14 protein-coding genes are annotated in these 14144 nt (G+C 58.7%); 12 read left to right on the forward strand and 2 right to left on the reverse strand.

What is annotated here, in order from left to right; translation table 11 throughout:
• Nucleotides 1-7: 7 nt before the first annotated feature.
• From atpD to QDT79_RS04385, 12 genes are all read left to right on the forward strand, one after another.
• Entirely contained in the window at nucleotides 8-1390 is a 1383-nt protein-coding gene (gene atpD, locus QDT79_RS04330; protein WP_004933813.1) for a F0F1 ATP synthase subunit beta, read from the forward strand.
• Nucleotides 1391-1410: 20 nt separating this feature from the next.
• Nucleotides 1411-1830, forward strand: a complete 420-nt coding sequence (locus tag QDT79_RS04335; RefSeq protein ID WP_004933814.1) for a F0F1 ATP synthase subunit epsilon — start codon at nucleotides 1411-1413, stop codon at nucleotides 1828-1830.
• A 290-nt stretch (nucleotides 1831-2120) separates the two neighbouring features.
• Nucleotides 2121-3494, forward strand: coding sequence for a bifunctional UDP-N-acetylglucosamine diphosphorylase/glucosamine-1-phosphate N-acetyltransferase GlmU (gene glmU / locus QDT79_RS04340; RefSeq protein ID WP_063989183.1), 1374 nt, complete (start codon nucleotides 2121-2123; stop codon nucleotides 3492-3494).
• A gap of 151 nt (nucleotides 3495-3645) precedes the next feature.
• Nucleotides 3646-5475 carry a glutamine--fructose-6-phosphate transaminase (isomerizing) gene (glmS, locus tag QDT79_RS04345; RefSeq protein ID WP_049200563.1) on the forward strand — a complete coding sequence of 610 codons (1830 nt, stop codon included), beginning with the start codon at nucleotides 3646-3648 and terminating at the stop codon, nucleotides 5473-5475.
• Between the two features lie 336 nt (nucleotides 5476-5811).
• A complete protein-coding gene (gene pstS, locus QDT79_RS04350) occupies nucleotides 5812-6852 on the forward strand; it encodes a phosphate ABC transporter substrate-binding protein PstS (RefSeq protein WP_043140725.1) in 1041 nt (346 codons plus the stop codon).
• Nucleotides 6853-6943: 91 nt separating this feature from the next.
• Entirely contained in the window at nucleotides 6944-7900 is a 957-nt protein-coding gene (pstC, locus tag QDT79_RS04355; RefSeq protein ID WP_004933822.1) for a phosphate ABC transporter permease PstC, read from the forward strand.
• A gap of 1 nt (nucleotide 7901) precedes the next feature.
• Nucleotides 7902-8792, forward strand: a complete 891-nt coding sequence (gene pstA / locus QDT79_RS04360) for a phosphate ABC transporter permease PstA (protein ID WP_025304746.1) — start codon at nucleotides 7902-7904, stop codon at nucleotides 8790-8792.
• 54 nt (nucleotides 8793-8846) lie between these two features.
• Nucleotides 8847-9617: a phosphate ABC transporter ATP-binding protein PstB gene (gene pstB / locus QDT79_RS04365; RefSeq protein ID WP_016929614.1), complete on the forward strand. Its 771-nt coding sequence runs from the start codon at nucleotides 8847-8849 to the stop codon at nucleotides 9615-9617.
• An 11-nt stretch (nucleotides 9618-9628) separates the two neighbouring features.
• The gene (gene phoU / locus QDT79_RS04370) at nucleotides 9629-10363 is read left to right on the forward strand and encodes a phosphate signaling complex protein PhoU (protein ID WP_063989181.1); all 735 of its coding nucleotides are present in this window, start codon (nucleotides 9629-9631) and stop codon (nucleotides 10361-10363) included.
• Nucleotides 10364-10531: 168 nt separating this feature from the next.
• Nucleotides 10532-11371, forward strand: a complete 840-nt coding sequence (locus QDT79_RS04375) for an ABC transporter substrate-binding protein (protein ID WP_063989180.1) — start codon at nucleotides 10532-10534, stop codon at nucleotides 11369-11371.
• An 81-nt stretch (nucleotides 11372-11452) separates the two neighbouring features.
• Nucleotides 11453-12166 carry an amino acid ABC transporter permease gene (locus QDT79_RS04380; protein WP_025304748.1) on the forward strand — a complete coding sequence of 238 codons (714 nt, stop codon included), beginning with the start codon at nucleotides 11453-11455 and terminating at the stop codon, nucleotides 12164-12166.
• A gap of 1 nt (nucleotide 12167) precedes the next feature.
• A complete protein-coding gene (locus QDT79_RS04385; protein WP_049200565.1) occupies nucleotides 12168-12908 on the forward strand; it encodes an amino acid ABC transporter permease in 741 nt (246 codons plus the stop codon).
• Here the strand turns inward: QDT79_RS04385 and yieH are convergent.
• Complete coding sequence (gene yieH, locus QDT79_RS04390) at nucleotides 12905-13573, reverse strand: 6-phosphogluconate phosphatase (protein WP_063989178.1); 669 nt, start codon at nucleotides 13571-13573, stop codon at nucleotides 12905-12907. The two genes, QDT79_RS04385 and yieH, sit on opposite strands and share 4 nt — an antisense overlap.
• 46 nt (nucleotides 13574-13619) lie before the next feature.
• Complete coding sequence (locus tag QDT79_RS04395) at nucleotides 13620-14024, reverse strand: NUDIX hydrolase (RefSeq protein WP_063989177.1); 405 nt, start codon at nucleotides 14022-14024, stop codon at nucleotides 13620-13622.
• Nucleotides 14025-14144: the final 120 nt, after the last annotated feature.

Below are 14144 nucleotides of genomic sequence, written 5' to 3' on the forward strand. Positions count from 1 at the left end.
ATTCAAGATGGCTACTGGAAAGATTATCCAGGTAATCGGCGCCGTGGTGGACGTCGAGTTCCCTCAGGATGCCGTACCAAAAGTGTACGACGCCCTTGAGGTAGAAAACGGCACCGAAAAACTGGTGTTGGAAGTTCAGCAACAGCTGGGCGGTGGCGTGGTTCGCTGTATCGCAATGGGGACCTCCGACGGTCTGCGTCGCGGTCTGAAAGTGAACAACCTGGACCACCCGATTGAAGTGCCGGTGGGTAAAGCTACCCTGGGCCGTATCATGAACGTATTGGGTCAACCGATCGACATGAAAGGCGACATCGGCGAAGAAGAGCGTTGGGCGATTCACCGCGCGGCGCCGAGCTACGAAGAGCTGTCCAGCTCCCAGGAACTGCTGGAAACCGGTATCAAGGTAATGGACCTGATTTGTCCGTTCGCCAAGGGCGGTAAAGTCGGTCTGTTCGGCGGTGCGGGCGTAGGTAAAACCGTAAACATGATGGAGCTGATCCGTAACATCGCGATCGAGCACTCCGGTTATTCCGTGTTTGCGGGCGTGGGCGAGCGTACTCGTGAGGGTAACGACTTCTACCACGAAATGACCGACTCCAACGTTCTGGACAAAGTATCCCTGGTTTACGGCCAGATGAACGAGCCACCAGGTAACCGTCTGCGCGTTGCGCTGACCGGTCTGACCATGGCGGAGAAATTCCGTGACGAAGGCCGTGACGTTCTGCTGTTCGTTGACAACATCTACCGTTACACCCTGGCCGGTACCGAAGTGTCCGCACTTCTGGGCCGTATGCCATCCGCGGTAGGTTATCAGCCAACGCTGGCGGAAGAGATGGGCGTTCTGCAAGAACGTATCACCTCGACCAAGACCGGTTCCATCACTTCCGTACAGGCCGTTTACGTTCCTGCGGATGACTTGACTGACCCGTCACCAGCCACCACCTTTGCGCACTTGGACGCAACCGTGGTACTGAGCCGTAACATCGCTTCTCTGGGTATCTACCCGGCCGTTGACCCGCTGGATTCCACCAGCCGTCAGCTGGATCCGCTGGTTGTTGGCCAGGAGCACTACGACGTAGCGCGTGGCGTGCAGTCCATTCTGCAACGCTACCAGGAACTGAAAGATATCATCGCGATCCTGGGTATGGACGAGCTGTCTGAAGAAGACAAACTGGTCGTATCCCGTGCGCGTAAGATCCAACGTTTCCTGTCTCAGCCGTTCTTCGTGGCAGAAGTCTTCACCGGTTCTCCGGGCAAGTTCGTATCGCTGAAAGACACCATCCGTGGTTTCAAAGGCATTATGGACGGCGACTATGACCACCTGCCGGAGCAGGCGTTCTACATGGTTGGCACCATTGAAGAAGCAGTGGAAAAAGCCAAGAAACTGTAACGCCTTGAGAGGAGGGTGATATGGCTATGACTTACCATCTGGATGTAGTCAGCGCGGAAAAACAGATGTTTTCCGGCCTGGTGCAGAAGATCCAGGTGACAGGCAGCGAAGGTGAACTGGGGATCTTCCCTGGCCATGCGCCGCTGCTGACTGCCATCAAGCCTGGCATGGTGCGTATTGTTAAGCAGCACGGTGAAGAAGAGTTCATCTACCTGTCCGGCGGCATCCTTGAGGTGCAGCCGAGCGTGGTTACCGTGCTGGCGGACACTGCTATCCGTGGTACTGACCTCGACGAAGCGAGAGCGTTGGAAGCTAAGCGTAAAGCTGAAGAACACATTCGCAGCTCTCATGGCGATGTCGACTATGCTCAGGCATCCGCTGAACTGGCGAAAGCGATCGCAAAACTGCGCGTTATCGAGCTCACCAGAAAAGCGATGTAATGTTTGGGTGTTCTGCACCCAACTTTAAGAAAGCGGCCTATAGGGTCGCTTTTTTTTTACTTTAAAATAAGCATTTCAGCCCGGCGGGCGGTGTGGTGTATAACCCCTGATATTGGGAAGGAAACGTCGCCGAACGCCGACAGTTTTTTCGTCCTGAAGCCGAATCGGCCATGGTGGCGGCAGGCCAAGAGCCGCGCGGCCTGCGCCGGGTTCGTGATGAGAAATATGTAGTAATATCGTCGCTAAACGGTTTTACTTTCGTCTATCAAAATGGAGTTATCAGGTTGCTTATGTCGAACAGCGCAATGAGCGTGGTCATCCTCGCCGCAGGCAAGGGTACGCGCATGTATTCCGATCTTCCCAAAGTGTTGCATCCTTTGGCCGGCAAGCCGATGGTGCAGCACGTCATTGATGCCGCGATGAAACTGGGCGCGCAACATGTTCACCTGGTATACGGCCACGGCGGCGATTTGTTGAAAAGCACGCTGACTGACGGCGCGCTGAACTGGGTGCTGCAGGCCGAGCAACTGGGTACCGGTCATGCAATGCAGCAGGCTGCGCCGCACTTTGCCGACGATGAAGACGTGCTGATGTTATACGGCGACGTGCCGTTGATCTCCGTAGATACGTTGCAACGCCTGCTGGCGGCCAAGCCGCAGGGTGGCATTGGTCTGCTGACGGTCAAGTTGGACGATCCGAGCGGTTACGGCCGTATCGTGCGCGAGCAGGGCAACGTGGTGGGCATCGTCGAACACAAGGATGCCAGCGAGGCGCAGCGCCAGATTAACGAAATCAATACCGGCATCCTGGTGGCGAACGGGCGCGATCTGAAGCGCTGGCTGGGGATGTTGAATAACGACAACGCACAGGGCGAGTTTTACATCACCGATATCATTGCGTTGGCCCATGCCGACGGCAAAAAAATCGAGGCTGTGCACCCGTCGCGCCTGAGTGAAGTGGAAGGCGTAAACAACCGCCTGCAGCTGGCGACCCTGGAGCGCGTCTTCCAGTCGGAACAGTCTGAAAAGCTGTTGTTGGCCGGCGTGATGTTGCTGGATCCGGCGCGTTTCGATCTGCGCGGGGAACTTGTTCACGGCCGCGACATCACTATTGATGCGAATGTGATTATCGAAGGTCACGTCAAGCTGGGCGACCGAGTGAAAATCGGCGCCGGCTGCGTGCTGAAAAACTGCGTGATTGGCGATGACTGCGAGATCAGCCCTTACAGCGTGCTGGAAGACAGCGTGCTGGAGGCCGACTGCACCGTGGGGCCGTTCGCCCGCCTGCGCCCAGGCGCGGAGCTGGCGGCAGGGGCCCACGTCGGCAACTTCGTGGAAATGAAAAAAGCGCGTCTGGGCAAAGGCTCCAAGGCCGGCCACCTCAGCTACCTGGGCGATGCCGAAATCGGCGATGACGTGAATATCGGCGCCGGCACCATCACCTGCAACTACGATGGCGCCAACAAGCACAAGACGCTGATCGGCGACGGCGTATTCGTCGGTTCCGATACTCAGCTGGTGGCGCCGGTGTCAGTCGGCAAAGGCTCCACCATCGCCGCCGGCACCACGGTGACGCGCGATATCGCCGAGAACGAATTGGTGCTGAGCCGCGTCAAGCAGGTGCACATTCAGGGCTGGCAACGTCCGGTGAAGAAGAAGTCATAGTGTGTTTTGCGTTGGGCTCCGTTCACGAGCCCAATACAAAACATAATAACCCCACCATCTACAGGCTCGGGGGACGCACGGTAAAAACCGGCAAAAATCAGGTCAAGGCATCGAAAGCGCCCATGAAGGGCGTTCATTAGGAATATAACTGATGTGTGGAATTGTAGGCGCAGTAGCGCAACGTGATATCGCAGAAATCCTGTTGGAAGGTTTACGTCGTCTCGAGTACCGCGGTTATGACTCCGCCGGTCTGGCGGTGGTCGACGAGAAAGGCAACGTCAGTCGCCTGCGCCGCGTAGGCAAGGTACAAAAACTGGCCGAAGCGGCGGAGCAAACCGATCTACACGGCGGTACCGGCATCGCTCACACCCGCTGGGCAACGCACGGTGAACCGACCGAGGCGAACGCGCACCCGCATGTTTCCGACTACATTACCGTAGTGCATAACGGCATCATCGAAAACCACGAACCGCTGCGCGAACTGCTGATCGAACGCGGTTATCGCTTCAGCTCCGAAACCGACACCGAAGTGATTGCGCACCTGGTGCACTGGGAACAACTGCAAGGCGGTACGCTGCTGGAAGTGGTTCAGCGCGTGATCCCACAGCTGCGCGGCGCCTACGGCACCGTGGTGATGGACAGCCGCGATCCGAGCGTATTGGTCGCTGCGCGCTCCGGCAGCCCGTTGGTTATCGGCCGCGGCGTCGGGGAAAACTTCATCGCTTCCGATCAGCTGGCGCTGCTGCCGGTCACCCGCCGCTTCATCTTCCTGGAAGAAGGCGACGTGGTGGAAGTGACTCGCCGCACCGTCAACATCTTCGACAAGCAGGGCAACGCCATCGAGCGCCCTGAGATCGAATCCCAGGTGCAGTATGACGCCGGCGACAAGGGCGCTTACCGTCACTACATGCAAAAAGAGATCTACGAACAGCCGCTGGCGCTGAAAAACACCCTGGAAGGGCGTTTCAGCCATGGCCAAATCAACCTGAGCGAGCTGGGCCCGCGTGCCGATGAGCTGTTGGCCAAGGTGCAGCACGTGCAGATTATCGCCTGTGGCACTTCTTACCACTCAGGTATGGTGGCGCGCTACTGGTTTGAAGCGTTGGCCGGCGTGCCATGCGATGTCGAGATCGCGTCCGAATTCCGTTACCGCAAATCGGCGGTGCGTCCAGGCAGCCTGATCATCACCTTGTCGCAATCCGGCGAAACCGCCGACACATTAGCGGCGCTGCGCCTGTCCAAAGAGCTGGGTTATCTCGGTTCGCTGGCCGTTTGTAACGTGGCGGGTTCTTCGCTGGTGCGCGAATCCGATCTGGCGTTGATGACCAAGGCCGGCACGGAAATCGGCGTAGCTTCGACCAAAGCCTTCACCACGCAGCTCACCGTGCTGTTGATGCTGGTGGCACGTCTGGGCCGTCTGAAAGGCATGGCGGAAAGCGTGGAGCAGGAGATCGTGCACGGCCTGCAGGCGCTGCCGGCGCGCATCGAGCAGATGCTGTCGATGGATAAAGAGATCGAAGCGCTGGCGGAAGGGTTTTCCGACAAGCACCATGCGCTGTTCCTCGGCCGCGGCGATCAGTATCCGATCGCCATGGAAGGGGCGCTGAAGCTGAAAGAGATCTCCTATATTCACGCCGAAGCTTATGCGGCGGGCGAGCTGAAACACGGCCCGCTGGCGCTGATCGACGCCGATATGCCGGTGATCGTGGTGGCGCCGAACAATGAACTGCTGGAAAAGCTGAAGTCCAACATTGAAGAAGTGCGCGCGCGCGGCGGCCAGCTGTACGTGTTCGCCGATCAGGACGCCGGTTTCGTCAGCAGCGAAGGCATGACCATCATTCCTCTGCCACACGTCGAGGAAATCGTGGCGCCGATCTTCTACACCGTGCCGTTGCAGCTGCTGTCTTACCACGTGGCGCTGATCAAAGGCACCGACGTTGACCAGCCGCGCAACCTGGCGAAGTCTGTCACCGTAGAGTAATCTGCCGCAGGTAAACTGCAAAAGCCGGCCTTAGCGCCGGCTTTTTTCATGAGCAACGCGAAAGATGACTGCGGCGCCTATTCAGGGATAAACGTTGTCATATTCAAGCGGATAGGCCGCGCCAAAACGGTTTTTTTATTGCTTGGCAATTGCGCTGTTTTTAATTTAACGAATTGATTTTTATATAAATCATTACTCATCAAATACACTGTAATATAACTGTCATATTGCGTACATTTTTCTGTCACCAAACTGTCCTATTTTCCCTCCTGCAGCAATACTTACTCTGATTAAAACGACTCGAAGTCGATTTTAAGTATCCCATTAGGAGGGATTATGAAACTGATGCGTACCACCGTCGCCAGTATTGTGGCAGCGACCTTCTCCCTGACCGCCGTGTCCGCGTTCGCTGCTGCCAGCCTGACCGGTGCAGGTGCGACATTCCCCGCTCCGGTTTACGCCAAGTGGGCAGATTCTTATCAGAAAGAAACCGGCAACAAAGTTAACTATCAGGGCATCGGCTCCTCTGGCGGCGTGAAGCAAATCGTGGCCAACACCGTTGACTTTGGCGCCTCCGATGCCCCGCTGTCTGACGACAAGCTGGCGGCCGACGGTCTGTTCCAGTTCCCGACCGTGATCGGCGGCGTGGTGCTGGCCGTGAATATCCCGGGCATCAAATCCGGCGAACTGACTCTGGACGGTAAAACCCTGGGCGATATCTACCTGGGCAACGTCAAAAAATGGAACGACCCGGCTATCACCAAGCTGAACCCAGGCGTGAAACTGCCTGACCAGAACATCGCCGTGGTGCGCCGCGCCGACGGTTCCGGCACCTCGTTCGTGTTCACCAGCTACCTGTCCAAGGCCAACGCGCAGTGGAAAGAGAAGATTGGCGCCGGTTCTACCGTTAACTGGCCGACCGGTCTGGGCGGCAAAGGCAACGACGGCATCGCCGCCTTCGTTCAGCGTCTGCCAGGCTCTATCGGCTACGTAGAATACGCTTACGCCAAGCAGAACAACCTGGCTTACACCAAGCTGGTTTCCGCCGACGGCAAACCGGTCAGCCCGACCGAAGAGAGCTTCAGCAACGCGGCCAAAGGCGTGGATTGGAGCAAGACCTTCGCTCAGGATCTGACTGACCAGAAAGGCGACAACGTGTGGCCAATCACCTCCACCACCTTCATCCTGGTGCACAAAGAGCAGAAAAACCCTGCTCAGGGCGCCGAAGTGCTGAAGTTCTTCGACTGGGCTTACAAAACCGGCGCCAAGCAGGCGAACGAGCTGGATTACGCCACCCTGCCGACAGAAGTGGTTGAGCAGGTGCGCGCGGCCTGGAAAACCAACGTAAAAGACAGTTCAGGTAAAGCGCTGTACTAACAACGCAGGGGCGCGGGTTCGCCGCGCCCCACACAGTTCTTCAGGCTCCGATCCCGGTTGGGGCTGCCAGGGTTCAAACAGAGAGTAATCTATGGCTGAGTACAAGCCGACCATCAAAGCACCGGGCAAAAACGGTGACATCATTTTCAGCGCGCTGGTGAGACTGGCTGCGCTGATTACCCTATTGTTGCTGGGCGGCATCATCGTTTCGCTGATCTTCGCCTCCTGGCCAAGCATGCAGAAATTCGGCTTCGCCTTCCTGTGGACCAAAGAGTGGGATGCGCCGGCGGAGCAGTTCGGCGCGCTGGTGCCGATCTACGGCACCGTGGTCACCTCGCTTATCGCGCTGATCATCGCCGTGCCGGTGAGTTTCGGCATCGCGCTGTTCCTGACCGAACTGGCGCCGAACTGGTTGAAGCGGCCGCTGGGCATCGCCATTGAGCTGCTGGCGGCCATCCCGAGCATCGTCTACGGCATGTGGGGCCTGTTCGTGTTCGCTCCACTGTTCGCCGAATACTTCCAGACGCCGGTGGGCGAAGTGCTGTCAGGCATTCCGATCGTCGGCGAGCTGTTCTCCGGCCCCGCCTTCGGCATCGGCATCCTGGCCGCCGGGGTGATCCTGGCGATCATGATCATTCCTTACATCGCTGCGGTCATGCGCGACGTGTTCGAACAGACCCCGGTAATGATGAAAGAGTCGGCCTACGGCATCGGCTGCACCACCTGGGAAGTCATCTGGCGCATCGTGCTGCCGTTCACCAAAAACGGCGTCATCGGCGGCGTGATGTTGGGCCTGGGCCGTGCGCTGGGGGAAACCATGGCGGTGACCTTTATCATCGGCAACACCTACCAGCTCGACAGCGCTTCGCTGTACATGCCGGGCAACAGCATCACCTCGGCGCTGGCCAACGAATTCGCCGAAGCCGAGTCCGGCGTGCACACCGCCGCGTTGATGGAGCTGGGCCTGATTCTGTTTGTTATCACCTTTATCGTGCTGGCGCTGTCGAAACTGATGATCATGCGTCTGGCCAAGAATGAGGGGCGTTAACATGGCGACGATGGATATGCAAAACGCAGTCGTTCTGGCGGAAAGCCGCCGCAAAATGCAGGCCTGGCGCCGGCAAAAAAACCGCCTCGCGCTGTTCCTGTCGATGGCGACCATGGCGTTCGGGCTGTTCTGGTTGATCTGGATCCTGATCGCCACCGTCACCAAAGGCTTCGACGGTATGTCGCTGGCGCTGTTCACCGAAATGACCCCGCCGCCGAATACCGCGGGCGGCGGCTTGGCCAACGCCATCGCCGGCAGCGGCCTGTTGATCCTGTGGGCGACCCTCTTCGGTACACCGCTGGGCATCATGGCCGGCATCTACCTGGCGGAATACGGCCGTAAATCCTGGCTGGCGGAAGTGATCCGCTTTATCAACGATATCCTGCTGTCCGCACCGTCGATCGTGGTGGGCCTGTTCGTTTACACCATCGTGGTGGCGAAGATGGAACACTTCTCCGGCTGGGCCGGCATCGTGGCGCTGGCGCTGCTGCAGGTGCCGATCGTCATTCGCACCACCGAAAACATGCTGAAGCTGGTGCCGGATACGCTGCGCGAGGCCGCCTACGCCCTGGGCACGCCGAAATGGCGCATGATTTCCGCCATCACGCTGAAGGCGTCGGTGTCCGGCATCATCACCGGCGTGCTGCTGGCGATTGCGCGCATCGCGGGGGAAACCGCACCGCTGCTGTTCACCTCGCTGTCGAACCAGTTCTGGAGCACCGACCTGATGCAGCCGATCGCCAACCTGCCGGTGACCATCTTCAAATTCGCCATGAGCCCGTTCGCCGAATGGCAACAGCTGGCCTGGGCCGGGGTGCTGTTGATCACCCTGTGCGTACTGTTACTGAATATCCTGGCGCGCGTGGTTTTCGCCAAGAAAAAGCATTCATAAAATTTTGAGCGCCGTTTTGGCGGCGCTGATGAAAAGAGAGAAGTCTTGATGAGTATGGTTACTGACGCTTCCAGCAGCAAAATTCAGGTACGCGATCTGAACTTCTACTATGGCAAATTCCATGCGCTGAAGAACATCACGCTGGATATCGCCAAGAACAAGGTCACCGCGTTTATCGGCCCGTCCGGCTGCGGCAAATCCACCCTGCTGCGCACCTTCAACAAGATGTACCAGCTGTACCCGGAACAGCGCGCGGAAGGCGGCATCCTGCTGGACGGCCAGAACATCCTGACCGACAACTCGGATATCGCGCTGCTGCGCGCCAAGGTCGGCATGGTGTTCCAGAAGCCGACGCCGTTCCCGATGTCGATTTACGACAACATCGCTTTCGGCGTTCGCCTGTTTGAAAAGCTGTCGCGCGCCGATATGGACGAACGCGTGCAGTGGGCGCTGACCAAGGCGGCGCTGTGGAACGAAACTAAGGACAAGCTGCACCAGAGCGGCTACAGCCTCTCCGGCGGCCAGCAGCAGCGTCTGTGCATCGCCCGCGGCATCGCCATTCGTCCGGAAGTGCTGTTGCTGGATGAACCTTGCTCGGCGCTGGATCCGATCTCCACCGGCAAGATTGAAGAGTTGATCAGCGAGCTGAAGGCCGATTACACCGTGGTGATCGTAACGCACAACATGCAGCAGGCGGCGCGCTGCTCCGACTCTACCGCATTTATGTATCTGGGCGAGCTGATCGAGTTCAGTGATACTGATAACCTGTTCACTGCGCCGCAGAAAAAGCAGACTGAAGACTACATCACTGGCCGTTATGGTTGATAGGAAGCATCATGGATAACCTGAATTTAAACAAACACATTTCCGGCCAGTTCAACGCAGAGCTCGAGCATATCCGCACCCAGGTGCTGACCATGGGCGGGCTGGTGGAGCAACAGCTGACCGACGCCATCACCGCGATGCATAATCAGGATGGCGAGTTGGCCAAGCGCGTGATCGAAGGCGACGCCAAGGTCAACATGATGGAAGTGGCGATCGACGAAGCCTGCGTGCGCATCATCGCCAAGCGTCAGCCGACCGCCAGCGATCTGCGCCTGGTCATGGCGATCATCAAAACCATTTCCGAGTTGGAGCGTATCGGCGACGTGGCGGACAAAATCTGCCGCACCGCGCTGGAGAAGTTCTCGCACCAGCACCAGCCGCTGCTGGTCAGCCTGGAATCGCTGGGGCGCCACACTGTGCAGATGCTGCACGACGTGCTGGACGCGTTTGCGCGCATGGATCTGGACGAGGCGATCCGTATTTACCGCGAAGATAAAAAGGTCGACCAGGAATACGAAGGCATCGTGCGTCAGCTGATGACCTACATGATGGAAGACTCACGCACCATCCCGAGCGTGCTGACCGCGTTGTTCTGCGCCCGTTCTATCGAGCGCATCGGCGACCGCTGCCAGAACATCTGCGAATTTATCTTCTATTTTGTCAAAGGGCAGGATTTCCGTCATTTGGGTGGCGACGCCCTGGAAAAGCTGCTCTCTCCGGGCGCTAAAGACGAAAAAGCCGACTAACTCTTTCCGGGTAATATCCTTCAAAGGCGCGGTTTCCCGCGCCTTTATTCCATCTTAAGCGCGTAAAGATAAAAAGGTTATAAATATAGCTTTTTATATTATTTCCTGACCTATGTGGCGCTTGCTAGCTTATCCGCCAGCAGGACATCAACCACTTAGGAGCTTTCTATGAAACATCGCGCTTTGGCCTTAACGTTGTTAGCCAGTCTGACCGGCCTCGCCGCCGGCGCCGCGCACGCGGACAAACTTGACGATATCAAGCAAGCCGGCGTGGTGCGCATCGCGGTGTTCGACAGCAACCCGCCGTTCGGCTACATCGATCCGCAGAGCAAGAAGCTAGTGGGCTACGATGTGGACGTCGCCGACGCGATCGGCAAAGCGCTGGGGGTAAAAGTGGAGCTGCGCGCCACCAACCCGGCCAACCGCATTCCGCTGCTGGTGTCGAAGAAGGTTGACCTGATCGCCGCCAACTTCACCATTACCGACGAGCGCGCCAAGGAAGTGAACTTCAGCGTGCCGTACTTCGCCACCGGCCAGAAATTCATCGCCCGCAAAGGCGTGCTGAAAACCCCGGAAGACATCAAGAAGCTGCGCATCGGCGCGGACAAGGGCACGGTGCAGGAAATCACCCTGCGCGAGCGTTTCCCGACGGCGAAAGTGATCTCCTACGATGACACCCCGCTGGCGTTCGTGGCGCTGCGCAACGGCAACGTGCAGGCGATCACTCAGGATGACGCCAAGCTGGTCGGCCTGCTCGGCAACCTGCCGGCGGCACAGAAGGCGGAATTTGAAATTTCGCCGTTCAGTCTTACCAAAGAATACCAGGGCGTCGGCATTCCCAAGGGCGAAGATCGCCTGACCGCCGCGGTGAACGAGACGCTGATCACGCTGGAAAAAGACGGCGAAGCGGTTAAGATTTACGATCGCTGGTTCGGGCCGGAAACCCAATCCGCCCAACCGCGCGGCGATTTCAAAATCGCGCCTTTGGATCAGCAACCGAAAGCCTGATTTAACCGCTCGCGCTGAGATCGGCACGGAGGGGCGCAGCTTGCTGCGCCCCTGATGCATTCTGCAAGACAAGGATTGAACATGAACCTGGACTGGCTGCTGGCGCCGCAATACCTAAGCTGGCTGTGGCACGGCTTTCTGCTGACGCTGTGGCTTTCCGCCTGCGCGGGCCTGGCGGCCACGCTGCTGGGCTTTGTGCTGGCGGCGATGCGCGACAGCAGCCTGCGGCCGTTGCGCTGGCTGGCGATGGGGTACAGCTCGCTGTTTCGCAATACGCCGCTGCTGGTGCAGCTGTTCTTCTGGTACTTCGCCGCCGGGCAGATCCTGCCGTCCGCCGCCATGCAATGGCTGAACAGTTCACATCAGGTTGGCCCGCTTGAGTGGCCGTCGTTCGAGTTTCTCGCCGGTTTCTTCGGCCTGACGCTCTACTCCACCGCCTTTATCGCCGAAGAGATTCGTTCCGGTATTCGCGGCGTCGCCGGCGGGCAGAAATATGCCGCGCAGGCGCTGGGGCTGACCGGCTGGCAGGCGATGCGCTACGTGGTACTGCCACAGGCGCTGAAAATCGCGCTGCCGCCGCTGCTGGGCCAATACATGAACGTGATCAAGAACTCGTCGCTGACCATGGCAATCGGCGTTGCCGAACTCTCTTACGCCTCGCGCCAGGTCGAAACCGAAACGTTGCGCACCTTCCAGGCGTTCGGCGTGGCGACGGTGCTGTATATCGCCATCATCGCGCTGTTGGAAGGCTGGGGCATGTGGCGCCAACAGCGTAAACCCCTGGGAGGACATTGAGATGGATTTCAGCGTAATTCACGATAACCTGGGCTACCTGCTGTGGGGCACCTGGCCGGATGGCCCATTAGGCGGCGCCGCGCTGACGTTGGCGATCAGCCTGATGGCTGGCGTAGCCTCGGCGGTGCTCGGCACGTTATTCGGCGTGGCGTTGGCGATGTCGCGCGGCGTCGCCGCCGGGCTGCTGGCGGCGGTGCTGGGCTTTTTCCGCGCCATTCCGGTCATCATGCTGATCTTTTGGACCTATTTCCTGCTGCCGATGGTGTTTGGCGTCGAGATCCCGGAAATCACTACCGTGGTGTGCGCGCTGGCGCTGATCGCTTCGGCCTATCTGGCCCATGCGGTGAAGGCCGGCATCGCCGCGATCGGTCCCGGCCAGTGGCAGGCCGGGCTTTCTCTGGGGCTGACCCGTTGGCAGACGCTGCGCATGATCGTGCTGCCGCAGGCGCTGCGCATGATGGTGCCGTCGTTCATCAACCAGTGGATCTCCCTGATCAAAGACACCTCGCTGGCTTATATCGTCGGCGTTGGCGAACTGACCTTTCTGGCGACCCAGGTCAACAACCGCAGCATGGTCTACCCGATGGAAGTGTTCCTGTTCGTGGCGCTGGTCTATTTCGTGTTCTGTCTGGCGCTCGATCTGCTGGCCAACGCGGTCAACCGCCGCTTCGGCGCGCAAACCCGCGCGCTAAAACGGTCCTGGCGCTGGTGGCGCAACAAGCCGCCGTTGCCGGCCAGTTAATCGGCCGTCAGCCGCCAGCCGCGTTCGCGCCACAGCGCGGGCAGCTGAGCCAGGTTGTCAAAGGTCGTTACCAATGGGTGATCGATCGGCGGGTTATGCGGATCGGCGCAGAAGTAAAAGACCGGAATGCCGGCGTTGATGCCGGCCTGGGCGCCGGCGGGCGAGTCGTCCACCAGGATGCAGCGCGTCACCGGCACCTGCATCTGTTCGGCGGCGTGAAACACGATCGCCGGATCCGGCTTCCAGCGCTGAATGTCATAGCCGCTGAACAACCGGTCATCAAAATAAGGCAGCATGCCGGTCAGGCCGAGCGAGTGCTGCATCTTGCTGACCGGCCCGTTGGAGACGGTGCAGACAGGTACCGTCACCTGCGCCAGCAGCTCGCGGGCGCCGGCAATCTGCTGTAATTCGCTGTCGAACAGCCGCGCCACTTCCTGCCGATACAGTGGCTCCAGTGTCTCTTTTGCCAGGTCAGTGCCCTGCTCGGCGTTGACCCGATCGATGATCTCGTACAGCTTCACCCCTTTGTATTTCTTGAATACCTCTTCCAGCGACAGGTGAATACCGTAGTGGGCGAACATGTGTACATAGGCTTTGCTGCACAGCACTTCGCTGTCCACCAGCGTGCCGTCGCAGTCGAACAAAATGCAGTCAATCTGATTCATGCGGGACAGGTTCCTTCGGGTTAACGCCGCTGAGGCCGCTCAGCGATCACTTGATCAGGCTACGCGCCTTAAGATCGTGCAAAATCAGTGCGGCGACGTGCGAGCAGTGCGGCAAGTCGCGGCTGTCGCACCATCTCAGCTCGGCGATTTCGGCGGCCGGCTGCAGCTGCCCGGTAAAGTCGGCCTGGTAGCAGCGAATGCGCACCTGGGTGCCGTCCTGTTTGCCGTCCGCCGGGCCGGCGAACTCGCCGTAAAATGCGATGGAGTTCGGCAGCAGCGCAACGGTCAGCTCTTCGTCGATTTCGCGGCACAGCGCCTGTTCGTCGGTTTCACCCGCTTCGCGTTTTCCGCCCGGCATATAAAACAGCGTCTTATTATGTGAGCGCACCAGCGCCACTTTGTCATCTTTCAGCGCGATCAACGCGAGCTTATCGATAAAGGTCGAAGACATGCGGATTCCTGTTTTTTTAGCGGGTAGGGTAAGAGATGCGATAGGCCATTTTATCGGCCGTGCCGGCAAACGGCAACGCAGCGGGCGGCAACGGGGGATGAATGCCTGTAAATACAAGCC

Origin of the sequence: Serratia marcescens (genome assembly GCF_029846115.1) — a bacterium.
In the GTDB taxonomy this organism is placed as follows: domain Bacteria; phylum Pseudomonadota; class Gammaproteobacteria; order Enterobacterales; family Enterobacteriaceae; genus Serratia; species Serratia marcescens_L.

Excerpts from the sequence above, each read along its gene's own strand:
- atpD (WP_004933813.1), top strand. The coding sequence starts at position 8 with ATGGCTACTGGAAAGATTATCCAGGTAATCGGCGCCGTGGTGGACGTC.
- QDT79_RS04335 (WP_004933814.1), top strand. The coding sequence starts at position 1,411 with ATGGCTATGACTTACCATCTGGATGTAGTCAGCGCGGAAAAACAGATG.
- glmU (WP_063989183.1), top strand. The coding sequence starts at position 2,121 with ATGTCGAACAGCGCAATGAGCGTGGTCATCCTCGCCGCAGGCAAGGGT.
- glmS (WP_049200563.1), top strand. The coding sequence starts at position 3,646 with ATGTGTGGAATTGTAGGCGCAGTAGCGCAACGTGATATCGCAGAAATC.
- pstS (WP_043140725.1), top strand. The coding sequence starts at position 5,812 with ATGAAACTGATGCGTACCACCGTCGCCAGTATTGTGGCAGCGACCTTC.
- pstC (WP_004933822.1), top strand. The coding sequence starts at position 6,944 with ATGGCTGAGTACAAGCCGACCATCAAAGCACCGGGCAAAAACGGTGAC.
- pstA (WP_025304746.1), top strand. The coding sequence starts at position 7,902 with ATGGCGACGATGGATATGCAAAACGCAGTCGTTCTGGCGGAAAGCCGC.
- pstB (WP_016929614.1), top strand. The coding sequence starts at position 8,847 with ATGGTTACTGACGCTTCCAGCAGCAAAATTCAGGTACGCGATCTGAAC.
- phoU (WP_063989181.1), top strand. The coding sequence starts at position 9,629 with ATGGATAACCTGAATTTAAACAAACACATTTCCGGCCAGTTCAACGCA.
- QDT79_RS04375 (WP_063989180.1), top strand. The coding sequence starts at position 10,532 with ATGAAACATCGCGCTTTGGCCTTAACGTTGTTAGCCAGTCTGACCGGC.
- QDT79_RS04380 (WP_025304748.1), top strand. The coding sequence starts at position 11,453 with ATGAACCTGGACTGGCTGCTGGCGCCGCAATACCTAAGCTGGCTGTGG.
- QDT79_RS04385 (WP_049200565.1), top strand. The coding sequence starts at position 12,168 with ATGGATTTCAGCGTAATTCACGATAACCTGGGCTACCTGCTGTGGGGC.
- yieH (WP_063989178.1), bottom strand. The coding sequence starts at position 13,573 with ATGAATCAGATTGACTGCATTTTGTTCGACTGCGACGGCACGCTGGTG.
- QDT79_RS04395 (WP_063989177.1), bottom strand. The coding sequence starts at position 14,024 with ATGTCTTCGACCTTTATCGATAAGCTCGCGTTGATCGCGCTGAAAGAT.